Annotated in this window: 17 protein-coding genes; 13 read left to right on the top strand and 4 right to left on the bottom strand. The window is 37.1% G+C overall.

The features are described 5' to 3' along the window. Positions 1-132: 132 nt before the first annotated feature. Positions 133-1,437, bottom strand: a complete 1,305-nt coding sequence (locus AB1397_06520; GenBank protein ID MEW6482632.1) for an ATP-binding protein — start codon at positions 1,435-1,437, stop codon at positions 133-135. Positions 1,438-1,451: 14 nt separating this feature from the next. Here AB1397_06520 and AB1397_06515 point away from each other — a divergent pair, with 14 nt between their 5' ends. From AB1397_06515 to AB1397_06500, 4 genes are all read left to right on the top strand, one after another. After that, positions 1,452-1,592 carry a hypothetical protein gene (locus AB1397_06515; GenBank protein ID MEW6482631.1) on the top strand — a complete coding sequence of 47 codons (141 nt, stop codon included), beginning with the start codon at positions 1,452-1,454 and terminating at the stop codon, positions 1,590-1,592. 30 nt (positions 1,593-1,622) lie between these two features. Continuing rightward, positions 1,623-2,087 (top strand): hypothetical protein, encoded by a 465-nt coding sequence (locus AB1397_06510; GenBank protein MEW6482630.1) that lies wholly within the window; start codon positions 1,623-1,625, stop codon positions 2,085-2,087. A 307-nt stretch (positions 2,088-2,394) separates the two neighbouring features. After that, entirely contained in the window at positions 2,395-3,852 is a 1,458-nt protein-coding gene (locus tag AB1397_06505; protein MEW6482629.1) for a glycosyltransferase family 39 protein, read from the top strand. An 804-nt stretch (positions 3,853-4,656) separates the two neighbouring features. After that, positions 4,657-5,904: an ATP-binding protein gene (locus AB1397_06500; GenBank protein MEW6482628.1), complete on the top strand. Its 1,248-nt coding sequence runs from the start codon at positions 4,657-4,659 to the stop codon at positions 5,902-5,904. Positions 5,905-7,321: 1,417 nt separating this feature from the next. Here the strand turns inward: AB1397_06500 and AB1397_06495 are convergent. The 3 genes from AB1397_06495 to AB1397_06485 form a co-directional block, all read right to left on the bottom strand. Then, the gene (locus AB1397_06495) at positions 7,322-8,641 is read right to left on the bottom strand and encodes an ATP-binding protein (GenBank protein MEW6482627.1); all 1,320 of its coding nucleotides are present in this window, start codon (positions 8,639-8,641) and stop codon (positions 7,322-7,324) included. Positions 8,642-8,832: 191 nt separating this feature from the next. Next, positions 8,833-10,059: an ATP-binding protein gene (locus AB1397_06490; protein ID MEW6482626.1), complete on the bottom strand. Its 1,227-nt coding sequence runs from the start codon at positions 10,057-10,059 to the stop codon at positions 8,833-8,835. 131 nt (positions 10,060-10,190) lie between these two features. Next, on the bottom strand, positions 10,191-10,391 hold the full coding sequence (locus tag AB1397_06485; protein ID MEW6482625.1) for a hypothetical protein: 201 nt from the start codon (positions 10,389-10,391) through the stop codon (positions 10,191-10,193). A gap of 165 nt (positions 10,392-10,556) precedes the next feature. Between AB1397_06485 and AB1397_06480 the strand changes: the two genes are divergently transcribed. The 9 genes from AB1397_06480 (at position 10,557) to AB1397_06440 (ending at position 20,942) form a co-directional block, all read left to right on the top strand. Beyond that, positions 10,557-11,201, top strand: a complete 645-nt coding sequence (locus AB1397_06480; GenBank protein ID MEW6482624.1) for an alpha/beta hydrolase — start codon at positions 10,557-10,559, stop codon at positions 11,199-11,201. After that, a complete protein-coding gene (locus AB1397_06475; protein ID MEW6482623.1) occupies positions 11,183-11,911 on the top strand; it encodes a methyltransferase domain-containing protein in 729 nt (242 codons plus the stop codon). The genes AB1397_06480 and AB1397_06475 overlap by 19 nt, the downstream gene beginning before the upstream one ends. Positions 11,912-12,170: 259 nt before the next feature. After that, the gene (locus tag AB1397_06470; GenBank protein ID MEW6482622.1) at positions 12,171-12,626 is read left to right on the top strand and encodes an OmpA family protein; all 456 of its coding nucleotides are present in this window, start codon (positions 12,171-12,173) and stop codon (positions 12,624-12,626) included. A gap of 123 nt (positions 12,627-12,749) precedes the next feature. After that, positions 12,750-13,034: a nucleotidyltransferase family protein gene (locus tag AB1397_06465; GenBank protein MEW6482621.1), complete on the top strand. Its 285-nt coding sequence runs from the start codon at positions 12,750-12,752 to the stop codon at positions 13,032-13,034. Next, complete coding sequence (locus AB1397_06460; protein ID MEW6482620.1) at positions 13,031-13,378, top strand: DUF86 domain-containing protein; 348 nt, start codon at positions 13,031-13,033, stop codon at positions 13,376-13,378. Before AB1397_06465 ends, AB1397_06460 begins: the two co-directional genes overlap by 4 nt. Positions 13,379-13,614: 236 nt before the next feature. After that, positions 13,615-14,922, top strand: a complete 1,308-nt coding sequence (locus AB1397_06455) for a TolC family protein (GenBank protein MEW6482619.1) — start codon at positions 13,615-13,617, stop codon at positions 14,920-14,922. Between the two features lie 98 nt (positions 14,923-15,020). Beyond that, positions 15,021-16,058, top strand: coding sequence for an efflux RND transporter periplasmic adaptor subunit (locus tag AB1397_06450; protein MEW6482618.1), 1,038 nt, complete (start codon positions 15,021-15,023; stop codon positions 16,056-16,058). Positions 16,059-16,060: 2 nt separating this feature from the next. Beyond that, on the top strand, positions 16,061-19,165 hold the full coding sequence (locus AB1397_06445) for an efflux RND transporter permease subunit (protein ID MEW6482617.1): 3,105 nt from the start codon (positions 16,061-16,063) through the stop codon (positions 19,163-19,165). Positions 19,166-19,385: 220 nt separating this feature from the next. Then, positions 19,386-20,942: a CARDB domain-containing protein gene (locus tag AB1397_06440; protein MEW6482616.1), complete on the top strand. Its 1,557-nt coding sequence runs from the start codon at positions 19,386-19,388 to the stop codon at positions 20,940-20,942. Positions 20,943-21,017 lie beyond the last annotated feature (75 nt).

Here is a 21,017-nt window from a genome sequence, read left to right as displayed (position 1 = left end):
ATCTTGATTTCTTCATCCAAAACAAGGTTTAATCCAGGAATACTTAAATCTCTCCACCCATATTAGATGAATTAGAAAGATCCCTTGTATGGGATAAAAATGGATACCATGTACAGAGACGCAGTCAACTCTTTAAGAAGTCTTACTTGACAATAAGTTGGCATCTTCGATAATCCATTTCCAGACAGGCATTATCTTTATCCTGACACCATCCTTATCTAATTCTTCCTCCTGGTCATAGGTTAAAATACATCCCTCTTTTAGTCCTATGTATAGAGCAGATGATACTAAACCATCCAATTCCCTGGTTCTGTTTTCTTCATTCAGTTCATGACAGACCTGATAGACAAATAACCTACCATCCTTATTTACCACAAAATCACATTCCCTTTCCTCTTCAAAATAGAAGATATTCTCTGTATATCTTCTTAACTCTAAAAAGACGATGTTCTCTAACAATCTACCGATGTTTTCTTGAGTTATCCTTCTTGCAAGCCCTGTATCTACCAGATATACCTTAGCCGGATTCCTCATCCTTTTATAAGAAGAGGTAGTAAATTTTCTTACCTCAAAGATAAGCATACTTTCAAGAAGGTATTTATAATAACTAAACAGGCTATCCTTTGAGAAGGGGAGTTTATCTTTATATTGCTTATAAAAAGAGGAGAGTGAAAATCTTTGGGAGAATGAGGAAAATAGGGCATCGATCAATAGTTCTAAAAGAGGGATATTGTTTATTCTGAATCTTTCCACCAAATCTTTAAAGAATATTGAGCCAAGGTATTCCTTTAATATTTTAGCCTTCTCAAACTCACCCTTCCCTAAGATAATCTCTGGAAAACCACCCCATCTTAAGTAATCTTTAAAATGGTTTTTTAAGAAGATTTTTTTCTCTGTATAGATAAAATCTTTGTTGGGCAAGATATCTTGGATTTTTAGATATTCTTTAAAAGAAAATGGACTTATCTCTATACTCCATGCCCTTCCCCTCAGGGATGTATGTATCTCTTGTGGCATAATCTTAGAGGATGAACCGCTTACAAATAGGGCTATTTTCTCTTTTTCAACCGCTCGCCTGGCAAACCTTTCCCAATCCTTTATGTTCTGTATCTCGTCAAAGAGAAATGTCTTTGGTTTATTTATAAGATGGGGATTAAGTTCTAAAAAAGCCTCTTTTAGTATTTCAAAATCACTTACCTTAAAATCAGCTAATCTTTCATCCTCAAAATCAATATACAGGGCAGAATCTTTGAAGGTTCTGAATAAAGCATAAAGGATGAATGTCTTACCGCTTCTCCTTACTCCATATAATACAATGACCTTGTTTAACCTTTTTGGAAGATAAAGCCCTTCCCTTTTGATAATTCTGCCTACATAATTTAAGATAAATTCGCGATTACCTACGATGATTTCTTTGAGTCTTTCTTTTGAGAACATAATTTATCCTTCCTTTGGGTAAAGAATATCAAATTTTTATCCTTTTGTCAAGGAGAAAATACAGAAAGCCTCCCTATCTTAATCAGGGCTTCTATCTTTACATAAGATTCCATTCATTGGCATATCTTATAAACAATGGTTTAGTTGTTGCCTAACGCTACATTATTTGATAAAATATGTAGCGTATGCAGATTAAAATTCATAAGAATGCTCGTACAACTTTAGCCATTAGGCAAGAGATAAAAAACTCTTCCCTTTCTGCCTATCTCTTGGCTAAAAAATATGGTATCTCTTGGCCAACAGCAAATAAATGGAAAAGGACAGAAAATATTGAGGATAATCCCTCTCGTCCTCATAAGCTTAATACTACCTTGACTACTGAACAAGAAGAATTAATCTGTTTTGAGAGAAAGCAGTTTAAAAAGACAATAGAGGATATCTTCTTTACTTTAGAGGATAAAATACCAAACCTTTATCCGATGAAGATATATCGCTGTCTTAAGCGATATGGCCTTGATGTTTTGCCTCTTGAATTTATTAAAGCGGAAAGAAAGATAAAGAAGTTTAGAAGATATGGGATTGGTTATCTCCATATTGACCTTCTTTATGCTCCCAAGATTAACATGATGTATTTTTTGGCTTTTGTTTAGACTATTTTACTGCCAAAGCCATTGTAAAAGATAGGAATATTATAGTTAATTCCATAACGCTTTACAAAATGTATGTGTTTAGATAATCTTAAGGAAAACTTTATAAAATTATGAATTTTGAATGTTGAATTTTGAATTAAAAGGGAAAAAATTTTATAAAACTTAACCTTTTTCAATTCAAAATTCAAAATTTAGAATTCAAAATTTCTTAAATACTATTTTTGCACTAAGTAATGGAAGATACTATAATATTTTTTCTACAGTTAACAAAAACAATGGTTTCTTACTATCATACAAATTTTGGTAGATGAAAAATTTACTAGGTTTTATCATCGCGATAACCTGCCTCTATCTTCTCTACATCCCCCAAGTAGAGCTCTGTTCAGATGAGGCATACTATTGGACCTGGGCAAAACACCTTGCCTGGGGTTATTATGACCATCCGCCAATGGTGGCTTGGTTTATCTGGCTTGGCACTTTTCTTATCGGAAATACAGAGCTTGGAGTAAGGTTGCTGGCGGTAATCTCTGCGATATTGCTTCTTTTAATGGTCTACATTATTGCTCAAAGAATCTTTCATGATGAGCCAATCGGCTTAATCGCCTCTCTTCTCCTTGGGACTACCTTAGGTTTTACCGCTAATAGTGTGATAATGACCCCCGATGTGCCACTGCTTTTGTTTTGGGCTATATCGGTCTACCTTGTTTATAATGCCTTTTTCTTACCAAAGAATAATTTGTATTATTGGCTCCTTACTGGATTAGTGGTAGGATTAGGGAATTTGAGTAAGTATACAATGGTACTCTTTATCCCTGCGATTTTCTTTTTTATCACAACCTCTTCCAAGGTAAGATATTGGCTTTTGCGTAAAGACCCTTATCTTGCTGCCATTATTGCCATAGGAGTCACAAGCCCGGTAATTGGGTGGAATGCGACGCATCATTGGGTGTCCCTCAAGATGCAATTTAAGCATGGTTTTTTTCAAAAGATCAATGGTGGTATTCCAAATATGCTCTCTTTTCTTGGGGGAGAGGCAGGATTGATTTTTCCCATTTTCTTTATTCTCTTTCTTGTAGGTACAGGTTGGGTGGGATATAAGGGATTTCGCAACAAAAAGAGCGAGCTACTCTTTCTCTTCTGGCTAAGCGCTTTTCCATTCCTCTTTTTCTTCCTTTTGAGCCTTTTTTCTAAATGCGAAGGGAATTGGCCTGCACCCGCTTATATCACCGGGTTTATCAACCTTGCTTGGTTTATCCATCAAGGGATACAAAAAAGGATTAAATGGCTAATTATAACCATAACTTTAATGGGTGGGCTTATCAGCCTTGTTTTTACTAGCTTGGTAATCATTCACTCCCTTCATCCCATACTTCCTATCCCAGCGGAGAAGGACATCACCAATCGGCTCCATGGTTTTAAAAAAGCAAGTAAAGAGATAGAAGGTTTTATCTCTAAGATGCCCCAAACTCCATTCATTCTTGCCGAGAATCATCATCTATCAAGCAAGCTTTCCTTCTATAGCCAAGAAAAAAACTATGAGATATATACCCTTTATGCTCGGGTTCGCTACCCTTATTGGAAGAACCTTGAAAAGCTAATTGGCCGCAATGCCGCTTTTATTACGGATAATGAAAGAATTAATGAAATTTCTTACGCTTTCCAGCAGGTTAAAGGGCCTACACCCCTAAACATTTATTATCATAACCACCTCATCCATAAGCTATATCTCTGGCAATGTTTTTATTATAAAGGTGGCTTATTTTAAGGCTAAAAGATGAACAATAGACCCATTTGCAAGGTGACTATAAGCAAAGAGGAGATTGAGAAAAAGGTTGGTGAGCTTGCCTTGGGAGCATGGTATCTACCCCCTAGGTAAATTATTTTATCTTAAGATTTGAAAGAATTAGAAAGGATAAAAATGGGAGAATTTAATCACAAAACCCCTCTGGAATTTGATATAATATTGACCTTCCGCATATGGCCCTTTGATGGCCTTTTCATATACATTTAAGATGAGTCGGGGAGTTTTTAATAATATCCCGACCCATCATCCTGAGAACCCTCAAGCGTAGCGAAGGGGAGGGAGGATCTCTTTTCAAACTATGCAGTGGGAAAAAACTCCCCGACTGCTCAAATAAATTATATTGTTTTGAATTTTCAATTTTAGTCATTTGAATTTGTTTTTTTGATTTCGGATTTTCAATTTCGGATTTTCAATTTCGGATTTCATTTGTTCCATTAAAGCTACACACATACCACTCACTTGGTCAAAAAATCCAGACTCAAGCAAGAATGCAAAGAATTTATCAACAAATGTCCAGCTGGTCAGTATAGTCAATACGACCATCTTTCAAAGCAGAAAGAACCTTAGGTTTATCTTCCTCATAGACGATAAGTTCCATAGAGAAAGTAAAGGCATATCAGATGCCTCTCCTCTATAAAATATATCGGCTATGAGGCTAAATAAAGAGGAATTTTTAGCTCTTATCTCTGAATCACAGATTATAATCGAAATTATTTGACAAAAGTTTCGATTATGTGTATAATATATCAAGGAGGTAATGGTTAAATGGAAGAGATATATTATGCTTTTAATCCCTGGTGGGAAGGCAGAGACTTTGATTCTGGCCTGATAAGAGAAGATATTTTAAAAAAGATTGGGAAGCATCTTAGAAGAAAACAGATAGATATGATTGTGGGAAGCAGACGGGCAGGAAAGACTGTCTTTACCAAACAGCTTATTCAAAGGGCACTTAAAGAAGGCATCCCGGCTAAAGATATTCTCTATTTAGCCTTAGATCATCCTCAACTTGCCACCCATCCCATATCTTATCATCTAAAATTCTTTAGAAGGATTTTTATGCACCCCCGAGGTAAGAAACTCTTCCTTTTTTTAGATGAGGTGCAGGAAAGCCCCAATTGGGAAGTTGAGCTTAAAGCTATATATGACCTGGAAGATGTAAAGATGGTCTGTACTGGTTCTACTTCCTCTTTAATAAAGAGTCAAGGGGGAAAGCTTACTGGTCGACAATTTATCACCATCATATATCCTTTAAGTTTCAAGGAATTTCTCACTTTTAGAAAAGTAGCTATAAGTCGAGCAGAAGACTATAGGTATGAAAAACTTGCTGAGGAATATTTGCATATTGGTGGTTATCCTGAGAATGTCCTTAAGCCCTGTGAGGAATATTTAGCTAATCTTTTAGAGGATATTATTGCCCGTGACTTAATCCGTTTGTTTCAAATAAGAAAGGCTAATCTTTTAAAAGACCTTCTTCGCCTGTTGGCGGCCTCGGTAGGTTCACGAACCAGCTTTAACAAACTATCCAATATCTTACATATAGCAGTGGACACGGTTAAGGAGTATATTGGATATTGCGAATCTGCTTTTTTAGTCAGGTCTCTTGAGAAATGGACTACTTCCTACTCAGAAAAGGTTTATGCTCCTAAAAAGGTTTACTTTGGTGATACGGGGATGAAGTCTGTGTTTACCGGTAAAGGGGATTGGGGAGCTAAAGCGGAAAATGCCGTATTTCTCCATCTGTTAAGGGAAGGGAAACCTTGCGGTTATTATGCCGAGAGTGAAAATGAAGTTGACTTTGTGCTGGGAGACTTTAACCATCCTATGCCTGTAGAAGTAAAGTATAGTTCACATTTTGACTGGCAAGACAAAGGATTTGCGGGAGTAAAACTGTTCTTGCGGCGGTTTCCGCAAACAAAAGAGACATTAATTGTTTCCCGAGATGTAGAAGCAGAAGTAAAAGAGAAAGGGGTAATGATAAAAGTAATTCCTCTCTGGAAGTTCTTGCAAGATTAGAGGGGTGTCTAAGAAAGGAAGAAAATGGCATCAATTTTTGCAGTAGTCTTTTTATTCTTCCCTCTCCTAGGCACGCTAAGGGCAGAGCAGCCAGATAAATGGCAACCCCAAATCCCCCAATTAGAGAGAAGGATTGACTTACTGATCAAACAATATCAAGGTACGTGTTTACCTCTTCTCTTAACTAAATTCCATAGCCGTTGTTTAGCTGTCCTATATACCTAGGCACAAAGGCACAAAGAAAGCAAGTAATAAATAAACTCTCTCGCCTTTGTGCCTCTCTGCCTTAAGTGCCTATTTCCCAATTTTATTCTCACCTAGCAAACACATACTAAATTTTAAATTGCAAATTTTAAATTGTAAATTTAAAGAAGTAAAAAATAATATCATAAAAAATTCATCACTCTCTCAATTTGAATTTTACAATTTGCAATTTACAATTTGCAATTGTTTAGCTTTAGCTAAACACGTACCATTCCTTTAAAATTGAAACTTACCCTCTGCCTTTTAGGCTAAATCTTAAAATTTTGGGGAAAATTGAGGTCTCTTTTTGAAATTTTTTGTCTTTTTCTATAGAGAAGGAAAAAACGAAGCCAAAATGACAAAAAAGTGTTATTTTCCATCAGAAATTCTAAGGTTATCTTTGCTATTGGTAAGTTTTACCCTAATTCCCAAATACTTCTATATGCCTTCTTCCATTATTCTCTTTTCCTCCTCAGATAGGGTCTTAAATAAAGCTTTTTTACCCTAAAGCCATTAAGCCACAATGAAAGCCACTGTTTTTACCAGATATTTGCCTAGTTTCCCTTTACCATTCCATCCTCCATAAAAGGCTCAAGGTAAAGGGTCAAGGGATGGAAAGAGGTTTTTATCCCCCTAGACCCTACACCCTTCACCCTAGAGCAAATTTATTAGGATTTTGAATTTACGATTTATTAAAGATTGATACTTTTTATGTAGGAGCTAAACACATACATTATATCAAATTCCAGAGGACTTTTGTTATTATAGTTAATTCCATAACGCTTTACAAAATGTATGTGTTTAGATAATCTTAAGGAAAACTTTATAAAATTATGAATTTTGAATGTTGAATTTTGAATTAAAAGGGAAAAAATTTTATAAAACTTAAACCTTCAATTCAAAATTCAAAATTTAGAATTCAAAATTTCTTAAAAGGTGGATGAATTTTTAAACAGATAAACACACCCTATCTATTTTTGCACTAAGTAATGGAAGATACTATAAATCCCCCCATTTTTATCCTTTCTAATTCTTCCATATCTTTCTCATTAAGATAAAATAATTTACCTAGGGGGTGGATACCATGTTCCCGATGAGTACAAACTTTCTTTCATCCCTTTCCACATCATAACAAGTATATCATAAGGCAGGATGAAAGTCATCAGTTCTTTTCTCACCACCCTTTTTCGGATAACAGCCATTGCCATAATGGTAAAAATTTAATTTTTTTACTCTCTATCTTTTCTTCAAATTCATCATCTTCGGTAATAACCAGGCTTTCTTTAAGACCAAATTCATCCATTGCCTTAATGAGTGCTCTGATTTCTCTCTGTTTAGTCTTCTCATCGTAAATATTGAAGCAGACCTGAATAAGTTGCTTTGTCTTTAGTTTTTCTTTCAAAACAAAATCCACTTCTCTGTGATGAGTGTCTTTCCAATAAAAGATTTCTAACTCTGGTGTTTCTCTTATCTTTTCTTTCAATCTCAAGAAGGTTATATTCTCTAATAATCTGCCTAAATTTTCGCTTAACCTGAAACCTATTGTATTTGCTAACCCTGTATCTATGCAGTAGACCTTTTTGGGACTTTTATCCTGTTCCTTTACCTTAAAAGAAAACCTCTTCAGAAAAAATAAAATATAGGCATCTTCAAAATAGAGAGAAAATTTTTCTATAGTATCAGCAGAGAGATTTAAATATTTTTCAATAGAGTTAAAGGTTATCAAATTTGATATATTGGTGAGGTAATATTTGGCTAAACTTTTTATTGCCTCTTTTTTTCTGATATTGAATCTTTTTATCAAGTCTTTATTTAACACATCCTCATAATACCTCAGTAATATCTCTTTTTTCTGCTGGTGTAAAACAACCTCCGGGAATGAGCCAAATTCAATATAATTTCTTAACAAAGCTTTGATTTCGTTCTGTTTATTTATCGTAGCAAGTTTATCTTTTAATTGCAAATTGTTAAAAAGCAAATTTTCCTTAAAGGAAAGTGGATATACAGTCAAATCAAGGTGCATTCCGGTCAATAAACTGGAAAGTTCACGACTTAATAATTTTGCGTTTGAACCGGAAATAACAATTTTAGCTTTTTGTAATTCCCGTGTGGTTCTGACCCATTTTTCCCATCCAGCAACCCCCTGAACCTCATCAAGAAAGATATAGGGTTTCCCTTTTGGGTTCAAAAATTCCAGATATGTTTCAAAAATCCTTTGCAAGACTTCTACATCCAATTTAGTAAATCTTGGGTCTTCAAAATTTATGATAAGAATTTCATTCTTATTGACCCCATTATTTATCAATCTTTTAGCCACCTGTCTCATAATGAATGACTTGCCACTTCTTCTTGCACCGGTGATGACCGTAATAAGCCCAGTATTTATAAATTCCATTAGCTTATTTATATATGAATCTCGGTTAATGCCAGTTTCTATATCCTTTTCCCAGAAATTCCAATCAGAAAGGATCCGGACAATCTCATTCTTGTTCATTATTCTCAGCTTTATTAGTCAAAATTTATAAATTTTACCTAATAAGTATACAAAAATTTGCTGAAAATCTCAATTAAAACTTTTTCGATAATCAAAGTCATCGCAACCAGGGTTATGATAATTTTTTTAAAACAGGATAACCTACTTAATGCAGTGGGAAAAAAACTCCCCGACTGCTCAATTATTTAGCTTTAGTTAAACACATTACAATCTTTAAAGCCTATCTTATGCACCATAATCCGTGATGAGCCATAATCATAATCATCTACATCCTGTATATCCCTTATAATTATTCTTTTATCTGCCTTAAATGTGTTGAAAAGAGTAAATTGTTTCCCAGTCATCTCACCCCCATACTTTACCTCAATCAATGTATTATTCTTTGTTAAAAAATCTATCTCTGTGGCTTTTTCATAGACATAGCAAGGGTCATAATGCTTAATCTTTAAATAGACATAAGTCTCAAACAAACTGCCTTTATCCCTAAAGCCGCTAAACAATGTTTTAATCCCTAAATCTGGGGCATAAACCTTTTTGGGAGATAATATCCTTTCATTTGTTTTGCCGCAACGAGGAATAAGATAAATAAGATAGGTATCGCTAAACATCTGAAGGTATCTTTTTACAGTATCGGGAGAGATATTAAGGATATTGGCCATTTTATTAATGCTTACCTGTTTTCCAGAGCGCTCCATCAGTAAGACAAAGAATTCTTTAAGTATATTTGGGTTTTTGACTCCATAAAAAGCAACTATATCTCTATAAATAATATCATCTACCAACTCTCTTAAACAATCCATATCCCGATGCAAAACATACTCTGGTATGCCACCTATACCCAGATAATCCTCAAAATACCTTTTGGCTAATTGAGTATCGGCTTTACTAATTACAATCCCCCTAAATTCTAAATACTCTTCAAAATCAAGTGGTAGTGCTTCAATGATAATATTTCTGCCGGTTAAATATGCCTTTTTGCTTTTAAAAGCTGAGGCAGATGAAGAGGAAACATATATCTTAACATTGTGGCTGTCGTAAAGGTTTTTAAGTTGTAATTCAAAATTGTCCTTGTAGGTAATCTCATCAAAAAATAAAAAAACCTTCTCTTTAAAGGCTATCCTGTGAATACCCCTAAACCCCTCAACTAATTCCAAAATGCTCTTTTTGGCAAGGAGATAATCATCCATACTCACATAGAAGACCCTTTTAGGGTCAATACCTTGCTTATCTATCAAATATTTAATAAAGAGTTTCAAAAGCGTTGTCTTTCCTATTCTTCTTAAGCCAGTTAAAAAGACAATCTGAGGCAAAGAGAAATATTTTTTCATCAATTCCAAAAGGTTTCTTCTCTCAATCATACCCTCTAAAACATATTTATCTTCCCACCAGGGATTATAACGATATAAAATATCTTCCATTCCAATTGCACCTCTTTAATATTATACGCTATTATCGTATAAAAAGTCAAGAAAATATACGATAGCAACTTATAATTTCATTTTTGTTTTAGTCATTTTTTCACCTACTCTGGGCAATTTTAACCCACCTTTTAAGTAGACAAAAAGCTCTCTTTCATCCCTTTCCACATCATAACAAGTATATCATAAGGGAGGATGAAAGTCATCTGGTTGATAACTCCCATAGACCTGATGATGAATATTTCTTGATGATTCATGTAGAAAGATGTAATAATATTGCTATGTTCCTTGATAAAGCCCAAAAATGGCAGGATGGATGGAACTTTTGTCATCTGAAAAAAACCTTTTTTCCTCTCATATTTTTCTCTTTTCAATTCTACACCTTGAAGAGATATTACAGAGGGTAAATGAATTTCCTATCTGCTTAAAATTGAATAGGGGTGGTAAATATGTCTATACTATGTGCGTTTTTTAAAATTTTAAAATTTAAAAGATAGATGCTATACAAAGAGAGGGGTTATAAGAAAGATGCCCTTCTTATTCCTGGATGGGCACTGGATTATAAAATCCTTGAGAAATTGCCATTAAGGTATAACCTTCTTTTTCCTTCAAGCTATGATTTTGAAGAGGAAATCCTTTCCTTTCTTAAAAAGAAGGTCCTTATATTTGGTCATTCACTTGGCGGATTTCTTGGGTTTTCCTTTGCGATAAAACATCCAGAGCTAACAGAAAAGCTTATCCTTGTTGGGATAAGAAAGGGGTATAAAAAAAGGGAAATTGAAGTAATGAGGAGAAATCTTATAGAAAATAAGGAGGCTTGTCTCTATAGCTTCTATAAAAACTCATTTAATAAGGATGAATTCTTAAAATTTAAAAAGAAATTTTTGCCGTATTATCTTAAGATGGATAAAGAAATTCTCCTTGAAGGATTAGAAATTCTTTTAAAGATAAAAATAGAGAGCAAGTTATTAAAAAAAATAGAAAATTGTATTATCGTAGCGGGAGGGAATGATAAAATTGCACCAATTGACAGCGCGATTTTTATCTCTAAAAAATCAAAAAAGGAGCTTGTTTTAATGGATGAGCTTTTCCATATCCCATTTTTAAATAGGGATTTTCTAGAATGGATAAAAGGATTATAGATAAATTTTCAAAGTATTACAGAGGGGGAGAAATCCAGAAAAAGATTGGAGAAAGCCTCATAGCCTTAATTTCTGACAATTTTCATAAGGTTCTTGAGATTGGATGTGGAGACGGGCAGTTTACAAAAATGCTTAAGGAAAGGTTTGCAGGAAGGATAATCTCATTAGATGCCTCAGAGAAAATGGTAAGTTTGGCAAAAAATAGGGTAGAGAATGTAAAATTTGTGGTTGCAGATGGAGAGGCTCTCCCCTGCAAAGAAGGGTTTGACCTGATTGTATCCAATGCTTGTTTTCAATGGTTTAATTCTTTAACCTGTTTGGAAAAATATAAAAATTTCCTTTCAAAAGACGGGGTTTTGCTATTTTCCATTTTCGGAAAAGCTACATTAAATGAGCTTGCCCTCTCCCTTAATGAGCTATTCAAAGATGATGTAAAAATAAAGGCTTTATCATTTCCAAAAAAAGAAGAGATTGAGGAAATTTTAAGAAAAATATTTAGAGACTGTGTGATAAAAGAGGAGGTTATTAAAAAGGAATATGGCTCAATTATGGAACTTCTTTTCAGCATAAGGTATTCTTCTTCCCTAAATAGAAAGATGCTTTGGACAAAGGGAATTTTAGAAAGGTTAGATAGAATTTATCGGGATAAATTTAATACAATATTTGCTACATATGAGGCTTTTCTGTGTAAGTGCCAAAATACCAAATAATCTGAAACCTACCCATAAGTCTGTAGAGGCAAGTCCTACCTAGCTTTTTAACCCTCATTTTTATTCAATAAAGGGAAAAATTAAATCTTTTTGGTGATCGGACCAAAATTTTTATTGACATACGATAAAATTTTTGCTAAAATATTTTTATAATGAGCAAAATTGAAGTTAACATCCGAATTCGAGCAAAGCGAGAATCTTGCGAAGCAAAAAATGCCCAAAAAGCAAATTCCTATCAGTTAAAAAAAGGAGGAACAATATGAGAGTCAAAAACAAAAAGGTTATCTATCTGTTAGTAGGGGCTCTCTTGGCGCTATTATCAACCAGCAGGGTATTTGCCCAAGAGGATGTAGAGGGAAGCAAAGACCATCCATTGATTTCGCGGTATCCAGGTTCAGTTATAGTGCATTACGATGTAAAAAAGTTTGATGAGTATATTCTTCCTTCACTTAAAGAGGTTGCCAAACTCCTTGCCCAAAATTCCAAACTCAACTTATATGTAGTGGGTCATACGGATAATATCGGCACATTGACTGCTAATATGGAGCTTTCCCAGCGCCGCGCTGAAGCGGTGGTAAAAGCCCTTGTCACCAAATATGGAGTTGGTGCAAAGCGGCTTAAATCTTATGGTGTAGGTTCATTGTCGCCAGTTGCTTCTAATAAAACCGAAGAAGGTCGGGCAAAGAATCGGAGGGTGGAATTAGTAGAGCAATAAATGTTCAAAGAGTTTTTAAGGAGACTTCGCCTAACACGCTGCAGGTGCAAAGTGAAAAATGCTATCGCACTTCACCGATACTGTTGTTCGAAATTCCAAACCCCGCTATAGAAGGTGAAAAACATGAGTAAGGAAGAAATATTTGAAAAAATTACCCGTCTGCTTAAAAGCCGAGGGGTGAGAAAGGTAGATGTCTTTGGCTCTTATGTTCGAGGGGAGGAAAAGCCGGAAAGTGATATAGATATTATCGTGGAGTTTTCAGAGAGAAAAAGCCTTCTTGAACTCGTGAGAATAGAAAGAGAGTTGTCTGAGGTCTTGGGAATAAAAGTGGATTTGTTAACAGAGAAATCTATAAGTCCCTATTTGATTGATACGATAAAAAAGGAGATGATGGTGATTTACGGATGAAAAAAGAAGACACTGCATATCTGAAGCATATTTTAGATGCTATAACCAGAATAGAAGAGTATACCGCTGGGATAGAATACGAAGACTTTATGGAGAATCACCTTATACAGGACGGGGTAATAAGGCAAATTGAGATAATAGGTGAAGCCTCAAAGAGGATATCCGATGAGATCAAAAAGAAGCATCTAGATATTCCTTGGAAAGACATGGCGGGAATGAGAGACAAATTGATACACAATTATTTGGGTGTAGATATGGATGCCCTTTGGGATACAGTTGAGAATGATATTCCTACATTGAAAAGCAAATTAAAAGACATCATTGAAAAAGGAGAGAAGATATGAGCGAGGTTCGGAACTCTCGCAATCCTTCGGATTGCTCGGTGCTAACGCACTCGGACAAGAGAGCGTATCTGGCTTAGGTGCTTCGCACCTCCGCCCAAATTCCCCTTCAGGGAACTTCAGATACGCTTGGAGCGTCAGCCGAAATGCCAACTGATCGTCAAAGAGCCAATCGTGTTCGAAAGGAGATATCAAATGCTCCTTTTGACCCTAATAAAATATTCCCATAATGAGCAAAATTGAAGTTAATATCTAAAAAAGCAAATTCCTCTCAGTTAGCAATTGTAGCACTTATAATTGGGATTTCCACGCTATGGGCAGAGGTTAAGCCGCTAAACCTGGAGAGAAGTATTGAGATAGCTCTGACTAATAACCACAGTCTGCTATCTGCCTCAAAAAAGGTAGCCTCAGCTAAAGAAAAGGTATGGGAGGCTAAAACAGGTTTCTATCCTATCTTTAGCCTATCTTCAAACTATACACGATTAAATGAAGCCACTACTGTAGATTTTCAGGGCAGGTCAATGGCCCTGAGTGATGAGGAAATTTCTGAGGCCAAAGGCATCATCCAGCAACCTCTGTTTACCGGCGGTAAAATCTCCTCTGGCTACAAATTGGCTAAGGCTAACTACGAAGCCGCTAAATATGAGTATGAAAGGGTGAAAAACGAGCTGATCTTAGAAGTAAAAAGTGCTTATTTTGGTATTTTGAAGGCATTAAAATTTCAGCAAATCGCTCAGGAGGCAGTTGAACAGGTAGAAGCCCACCTAAAGGTAGTTGGCAACTTCTATGATGCCGGCATGGTAGCTAAAGTGGATGTGCTAAAGGCAGAGGTGGAATTAGCCAATGTGAAGCAAAACCTAATTCGGGCAGAAAATGGGGTTAGGCTGGCTAAGGCAGCATTTAATCAGGTGCTGGCAGAGGACCAGAACACTCCGCTTGAGATTATTGACATCCTGGAGTTTAGACCCCAGACTATAAATCTGGATAACTGTATCAAGCAGGCTCAAACAATGCGGCCAGAATTAAAGCAGATAAAAGCTACCATTGAGGTTCTAAAACAAAGAGTGAAGATAGTAAGGAGCGACTATTACCCATCAGTTGCTCTGATAGGAAATTATGACTATCAAAAAGGGAAAAAAACACCGATTGATGAGTGGCAAGAAACCTGGATGGCAGGAGTTTTAGTAAACTTTACCCTATGGGACTGGAAGGCAAGAAAATCCAGGCTCAATCAGGCAGAAGCTAATCTGGCAGCCGTAGAAGAGCAGTTGCTTCTCCTAAAAGACAGAATCTTGCTGGAAGTCAGGCAGGCCTATCTTAGCTTAGAAGAGGCGGAAAAGAACATTGGGGTTGCCCAAAAATCTATTGGACAGGCAGAGGAAAACCTACGCATTAGCAAAGAGATGTACAAAGAGGGAGCCTCTACTACTACTGATGTGTTAGATGCACAGACTTTACTAACTCAAGCAAAAACTAATTACTATCAGGCACTGTATGATTATAACTTAGCCTGGGCAAAATTACAAAAAGCCATTGGGAGGAATTAATTATGAATAATTGCAAATTGCAAATTGCGAATTTAGGATTTTTTATTACCTTGAGTTTAGCCTTGATTGTTGGATGTAGAAAACCGCCCGAAAAAGAGGTGAAAATAGAAGCTGTCAGTGTAACAGCAGCTAAACCATTTATTTCAGACATAGTTCTCACCACTACCTTTCAGGGCACTATTAAGCCTATCAAGGAGGCAAAAATTTCTCCTAAAATAGGGGGAATGCTTCTTCAGATTCTTGCCAAAGAGAATGATTATGTAAAAGCAGGCCAGGTAGTAGCCAAATTAGATGCAACTGATGCTCAAATTGGCCTTTCCCAGGCAGAAGCAGCTTTAACCACAGCTAATGCAGGGCTACATCAAGCAGAGGCAAACTTTGACCATGCTAAAATAGAGTTTGAGCGGGCAGAAAGGCTTAATGCCACTAATTCCATTGCTAAGGCAGCTTTTGATAAGGCTGTAACAGCCTATAAAATGGCCTCTGCTCAACTTGAGCTGGCTAAGGCTCAGGTAAATCAGGCTGAGATTGGACTCTCATCAGCTAAACAACACCTAAAAGATACCCATATTACCTCTCCTATCTTTGGAATAATTACCTCTAAGATTGCTAATGAAGGAGAGAGAATAAGGGGGATGGAGCCTATCCTTGAGGTTATGGATATTTCTACAGTTAAGCTTGAAGTGGCAGCTTCTGAAGATTTAATCACTAAAATTAAACAAGACCAGAAAGTAAAAGTCTCTTTAGAGGCGTATCCGGATACAAAGTTTACCGGCATAATCCGTGAAATATCTCCTATTATCAACCCCCAATCGCGAACCTTCAATGTCACCATTTACATTAGAAATGCCCATCACCGGATAAAGCCGGGTATGTTTGCCAGGGTGAAGATTGAACTAGAAAAACACCAGAATGTCTTGTGTGTGCCTCAGGGAGCGGTTTTTAATCGAGGACTGGATAATTACCTCTATGTGATTGAGGAAAATCGTGCCAGGCTGAAGCAGGTTAAACTGGGTATACAGGATCTGGAGAAGGTAGAGATTACAGCAGGGTTAGCCAAGAACCAGGAGGTAGTCATTCGTGGTGTGGAGACTCTACAGGATGGAGCAATAGTCAGGGTGACAAGGAGGCAATAAAAGTGAACATCCCAGAACTCTCAGTTAAAAAACCCGTTTCTGTGCTAATGGTTATTTTAATCATTGTTATCATTGGCATAGTTGCTTTCTCCAAACTAACGGTTGACCTTATGCCAGATATAGACTATCCGGTTATCACGGTTATTACCAACTATGAAGGAGTGGCTCCTGAGGAGATAGAGGAGTTGATTTCTAAACCAATTGAGGAGGTAGTAGCTACTGTTTCTGGGGTAAAGAAGATTTCCTCAACCTCACAGGAAGGTGTCTCTTTAATTCTGGTGGAATTTAACTGGGGTACAAACTTAGATGGTGCTACTGCAGACATTCGGGAGAGGCTATCAGTAATTCGGGATTTCCTGCCAGAGGATGTTTCAGACCCTATGGTTGTTAAAATGGATATTGGGGAGATGCCTATTATGGCTCTAACCATTGCCAGTAAACGAGACCTGGCTCAATTGAAGGATTTTGCTGAAGATGTAATCGCTCCAAGAATAGAAAGAATAAAGGGTGTTGGTCAGGTAATGGTGATGGGTGGACTTATTCGGGAAATATTGATTGAGGTTGATATAGATAGACTTAAGGCTTATGGCATGTCTCTGTTTGAAATAGCTCAAAAGCTACGGCAAGAAAATATGGATAAAACCTGTGGTAAGATAATCCGAGGACCAACTGAATTTACCCTGCGCTCTATTGGTGAGTTCAGAGACCCAAAAGAGATGGAGAAAATAATTGTAGGAATAAAACAGGGTAATCCTGTATATCTAAAAGATGTGGCTTGTGTAAAGGATACCTTTAAGGAAGTAAGAGGCTATGGAAGATTAAAGGGACAGCATACCGTAGGCATGATTATTCGTAAGGAAGCAGATGCTAATACTGTTGCGGTAACAGATGAAATTCTAAGGCAGGTGCCAGTGATTGAAAAATATCTTCCTGCTGATGTTAAGCTACACAAGGTGTTTGAAATAGCTAAATTCATCCGAACCTCCATCAATTCAACCAAATGGAGTGGGATTGAAGGAGGGATTTTAGTAGTAGTGGTTCTCTTCTTGTTTCTACGCCATTTTCGGCCAACTATGATTGTTGCTTTAGCTATCCCTTTTTCTATTATTACTGCCTTTATCTTTATGTACTTCCGTGGATTCACCATCAATATCATGACCTTAACCGGGCTTATCATTGCCATGGGCAGGCTGGTAGATGATGCCATTGTAGTTATTGAAAACATCTTTAGACACCTCATTGCCGGTAAAAGCAGGCATGAGGCAGCCGTAGTCGGTGCTACTGAGGTTTCTATGCCTATTATTGCCTCCACCCTGACCACGGTAGCTGTATTCTTTCCCCTGATTTTTGTTACGGGAATCACTGGAGAGCTTTTTAAATCCTTTGCCTGGGTAGTAGCTTATGCATTATTTGCCTCTTTATTTGTGGCTATTACCCTTACTCCCATGATGGCATCAAAGATTTTAAGGGCAAAAACAGGAGGAGAGCAGGATGTGGGCTGGTATCATACCTTGCGGGAAAGATATGGTAAAATACTCTCCTGGTCTCTAAACAATAAAGGCAAGGTGCTGGTATTTTGCTTTCTTTTATTTGCCTCAAGCATTGGGCTTATTGCCTTTACCTCCCAGGAATTTATGCCAGCCTCTGACGAAGGCTCATTTATGGCCAGATTAAAAATGCCTGTTGGTACATCCCTTAAAGAAACCTCTGATGCTGTGTCTGTAATTGAGAAAAAAGTGCTTAATATGGAAGGCATAGATAAAGTCTTTACCTTTGCCGGAACCCATCAGGGAGGCTCAGCAGGGGCTGGAGCAATGGGTATAAGTGAGGTTTCCGGAGTACATACAGGTATGATAATGGTCTCCTTAAAGGATAGGGCAGAAAGAAGAATAACCACTGAGGAGGTAACCAGGAAAGTAAGGAAAATAGCTAATAGTATTCCAGGAGCCAGTTTGGAAATCTATGACCTTGGTAGCATAATGATGGGTGGTAAAGCTCCGGTTGAAATAAAGGTAAGTGGTGAGGACTTGCCTACATTGAAAAGGATTGCCGAGGATGTTAAACAGGTAATCTCAAAAGTAGCTGGGGTGGTTGATATTACTACCAGTATACAGCAGGGAAACCCTGAATTCCAGATAATCTATGACCGCGAAAAGTTAGCACAATCAGGCTTAAGTGTTGCTCAAGCAGCTTCAGTGGTTAAGATGGCTGTAGACGGAGATGTGTGGACAAGGTTAAGACAAAAAGGAGAAGAGATTGACATTAGGGTCAGACTCAAAGAATCACAGCGCAAAAGCCTGGATGATATAAAAAGTATTGCCATCCCCTCACCCATTGGGTCTCAAATTTTACTTCGGGATGTAGCAAAGATTATTCCTGCTAAAGGGCCAGGGGATATTAAACGATTCAACAAGAAAAGGCAGGTATCCATTACTGCCAATTTAGCTGGCCGTAAGCTTGGTGATGTGATGAAGGAGGTAAAGGTAGCACTGACAAAGGTAACCTTACCCCCAGGCTATTTGATTGACTTTGGTGGTGAATACGAAGATATGCAGGAGACTTTCCACGATTTGGGAATAATGTTCATCTTTGCTATTATCTTAGTCTATATGATTATGGCTTCCCAGTTTGAATCTTTGATTCACCCACTCACTATTATGACCTGCTTGCCTTTTGCGGTTACCGGGGTATTTTTAGCCCTTTTTATCACCGGACAATCATTAAACATTGCTTCATTTATTGGCATTATCATGTTAGTTGGAATTGTGGTAACCAATGCTATTGTGCTGGTAGACTTCATCAATCAGCAAAGAAAAACCGGCTTAGAAATAAGGGAGGCAGTAATCGCTGCTGCTAAGATCAGACTCAGACCAATCCTGATGACCGCTATCTGTACCATTTTTGCTTTGCTACCTATGGCTTTAGCTCTGCGGGAAGGTGAAGAAACAATGCAGGGGTTGGCTATTGGAGTTATGGGAGGATTGACCACCTCTACCATACTTACTTTGATAATCGTCCCTATTGTCTATATTATCTTCGATAATTGGGGAGGGAAGATAAAGGCTGGTTTACGTAGAGGGATACCTGGGGTTGAATTGGAGAAATGAGCATCGTTCAGCCTTTTGATCCTTTTGGTGATCTGGCCAAAATTTTTATTGAGATACGATAAAATTTTTGCTAATTTTTATAATGAGCAAAAGTGAAAGTAACATCTAAAATGCCCCAAGAAGCAAATTTTTATCAGTTTTATAACATTATGAGGAGAGGAATCGTTACCTGAATTTCAATAGTCAGGGGGACATCCTCTTCAAAGGAGGAGATGAAGAGATGAAAAGTTTAGTGGGTAAAATGACAGTTATAACCATAGCGATATTTCTTGGATTGGCAGAGAGACTTTCCATCGCTGAAGCTATAGACATTAGGTTGGATGCCACATTAAGGGCCACAGAAAATATTATTAAGAAGATCGAAAGAAGCAGGGTCTATGATGTAGATGCTGATAACATTGACAAGGCTCTTGACGAATCGGTTGAAAGGATAATGAAAGCCTATAGAGAATCCAGAGGTGATAAAACTAAACTTATAATGCTGTCAGAACAGCTTAAAAGATACCAATCTAAATTCAAAGATCATGAGGAACGATTAAAGCTGATGGACAGTAAGATAAAAAATGGCGATATAATGTTATCAAAGAAATTGCTTCAGAGAATGAACCAGATTCAGATTCAGCAATTCAAATTGGACATTGCACCTCAAGCCTTAAGGAAATATGAAAAATTGCATCCTATGATTTTCCAACCGCAACCGATCACTCCTCCAGGAATACATAAATCTAAACCACATTCCTCTATAGATAACTTTCCTATGAATCTTGGAAAAATGGTATGCTCTTTTTCAGACTTACTCGCAACACCCGCGGATGCAGAGGTTGTAACAGAAGCTGCCTGTTTTGCATGCCAAAAATCTTATGAAGCCTGCAAGGCTGTTTGCCCGAGAGGTCCCTGGGGATGTGGACCTGTATGTAAGGCTTGCAAGTATGCATGCTATTTAACTTTCTTGGCTTGTCTGGAGCCATGTGCAAGGGCAGAAGCAAAACAAAAACCTAAGATAGATCTTGTAATTAAAGATCTATGGGTCAAACCAGATGCTAATCCTGGTAATGAGATTAACGAAGTTAATTCAGGTGAAAAGTATTATGTATGCTTTATCGTAGAAAATATTGGCTCGGCACCAAGTGGTTCATTTGTTGTCCAGGGAGGCGGACTTGGGATACCCTACAATCCTACCCAGAACCATGCCAGTTTAGCACCAGGGCAGAAACGTGAGGGTTGTCTTGAGTATCCTACAACACCTCCTCCAAAGTCTTATAACCTTGGAATAAGTGTTGATGCAAATAATGCTGTAGCAGAAAGTAATGAACGTAATAATAAAAGTGTGGAGACAATAGTAGTCCTCCATCCTAAAAAGTTAGAGAAAGAGGCTGAGCATGTTGCTGAGCCTGTTGGATTACCAGATCTTGTAGTAACAAACATAGAATGTATCCCAGATAGTCTATATGGTAAATTGGCTTTTACTATTGCTAATCAGGGTAATGCGCCTCTTCATAAGGGAAGGGAGATTCCTTCAGGCAGACCAATTCCACCACTTCCTATTCCCTTTAAGGAAGGGGGACCGCTGAAGGTAGAAATAAGTGTAGGGACTGCTCCCGGCGGAGGGTTTACAGAAAGCATTAATCTTGACTTACTATCCCCAATTGCAACCAGAGGAGGAGGTATAGCTAAAGAAGGAGGCAATTCAACATATAAGAGTGCAATTGATGTGAGGGGCCTTATGAGATTTATAGTTAATTCCATAACGCTTTACAAAATGTATGTGTTTAGATAATCTTAAGGAAAACTTTATAAAATTATGAATTTTGAATGTTGAATTTTGAATTAAAAGGGAAAAAATTTTATAAAA

The sequence above is a fragment of the bacterium genome, assembly GCA_040756715.1.
Taxonomy (GTDB): domain Bacteria; phylum UBA9089; class UBA9088; order UBA9088; family UBA9088; genus JBFLYE01.
Note: the sequence above shows the minus strand (reverse complement) of the source record. Positions and strands in the feature narration are given on the sequence as shown.

What these genes read in the sequence shown, in the direction of transcription:
- AB1397_06520 (MEW6482632.1), bottom strand. Translation starts at nt 1,437, where the DNA reads ATGTTCTCAAAAGAAAGACTCAAAGAAATCATCGTAGGTAATCGCGAA.
- AB1397_06510 (MEW6482630.1), top strand. Translation starts at nt 1,623, where the DNA reads ATGCAGATTAAAATTCATAAGAATGCTCGTACAACTTTAGCCATTAGG.
- AB1397_06505 (MEW6482629.1), top strand. Translation starts at nt 2,395, where the DNA reads ATGAAAAATTTACTAGGTTTTATCATCGCGATAACCTGCCTCTATCTT.
- AB1397_06500 (MEW6482628.1), top strand. Translation starts at nt 4,657, where the DNA reads ATGGAAGAGATATATTATGCTTTTAATCCCTGGTGGGAAGGCAGAGAC.
- AB1397_06495 (MEW6482627.1), bottom strand. Translation starts at nt 8,641, where the DNA reads ATGAACAAGAATGAGATTGTCCGGATCCTTTCTGATTGGAATTTCTGG.
- AB1397_06490 (MEW6482626.1), bottom strand. Translation starts at nt 10,059, where the DNA reads ATGGAAGATATTTTATATCGTTATAATCCCTGGTGGGAAGATAAATAT.
- AB1397_06485 (MEW6482625.1), bottom strand. Translation starts at nt 10,391, where the DNA reads ATGACAAAAGTTCCATCCATCCTGCCATTTTTGGGCTTTATCAAGGAA.
- AB1397_06480 (MEW6482624.1), top strand. Translation starts at nt 10,557, where the DNA reads ATGCTATACAAAGAGAGGGGTTATAAGAAAGATGCCCTTCTTATTCCT.
- AB1397_06475 (MEW6482623.1), top strand. Translation starts at nt 11,183, where the DNA reads ATGGATAAAAGGATTATAGATAAATTTTCAAAGTATTACAGAGGGGGA.
- AB1397_06470 (MEW6482622.1), top strand. Translation starts at nt 12,171, where the DNA reads ATGAGAGTCAAAAACAAAAAGGTTATCTATCTGTTAGTAGGGGCTCTC.
- AB1397_06465 (MEW6482621.1), top strand. Translation starts at nt 12,750, where the DNA reads ATGAGTAAGGAAGAAATATTTGAAAAAATTACCCGTCTGCTTAAAAGC.
- AB1397_06460 (MEW6482620.1), top strand. Translation starts at nt 13,031, where the DNA reads ATGAAAAAAGAAGACACTGCATATCTGAAGCATATTTTAGATGCTATA.
- AB1397_06440 (MEW6482616.1), top strand. Translation starts at nt 19,386, where the DNA reads ATGAAAAGTTTAGTGGGTAAAATGACAGTTATAACCATAGCGATATTT.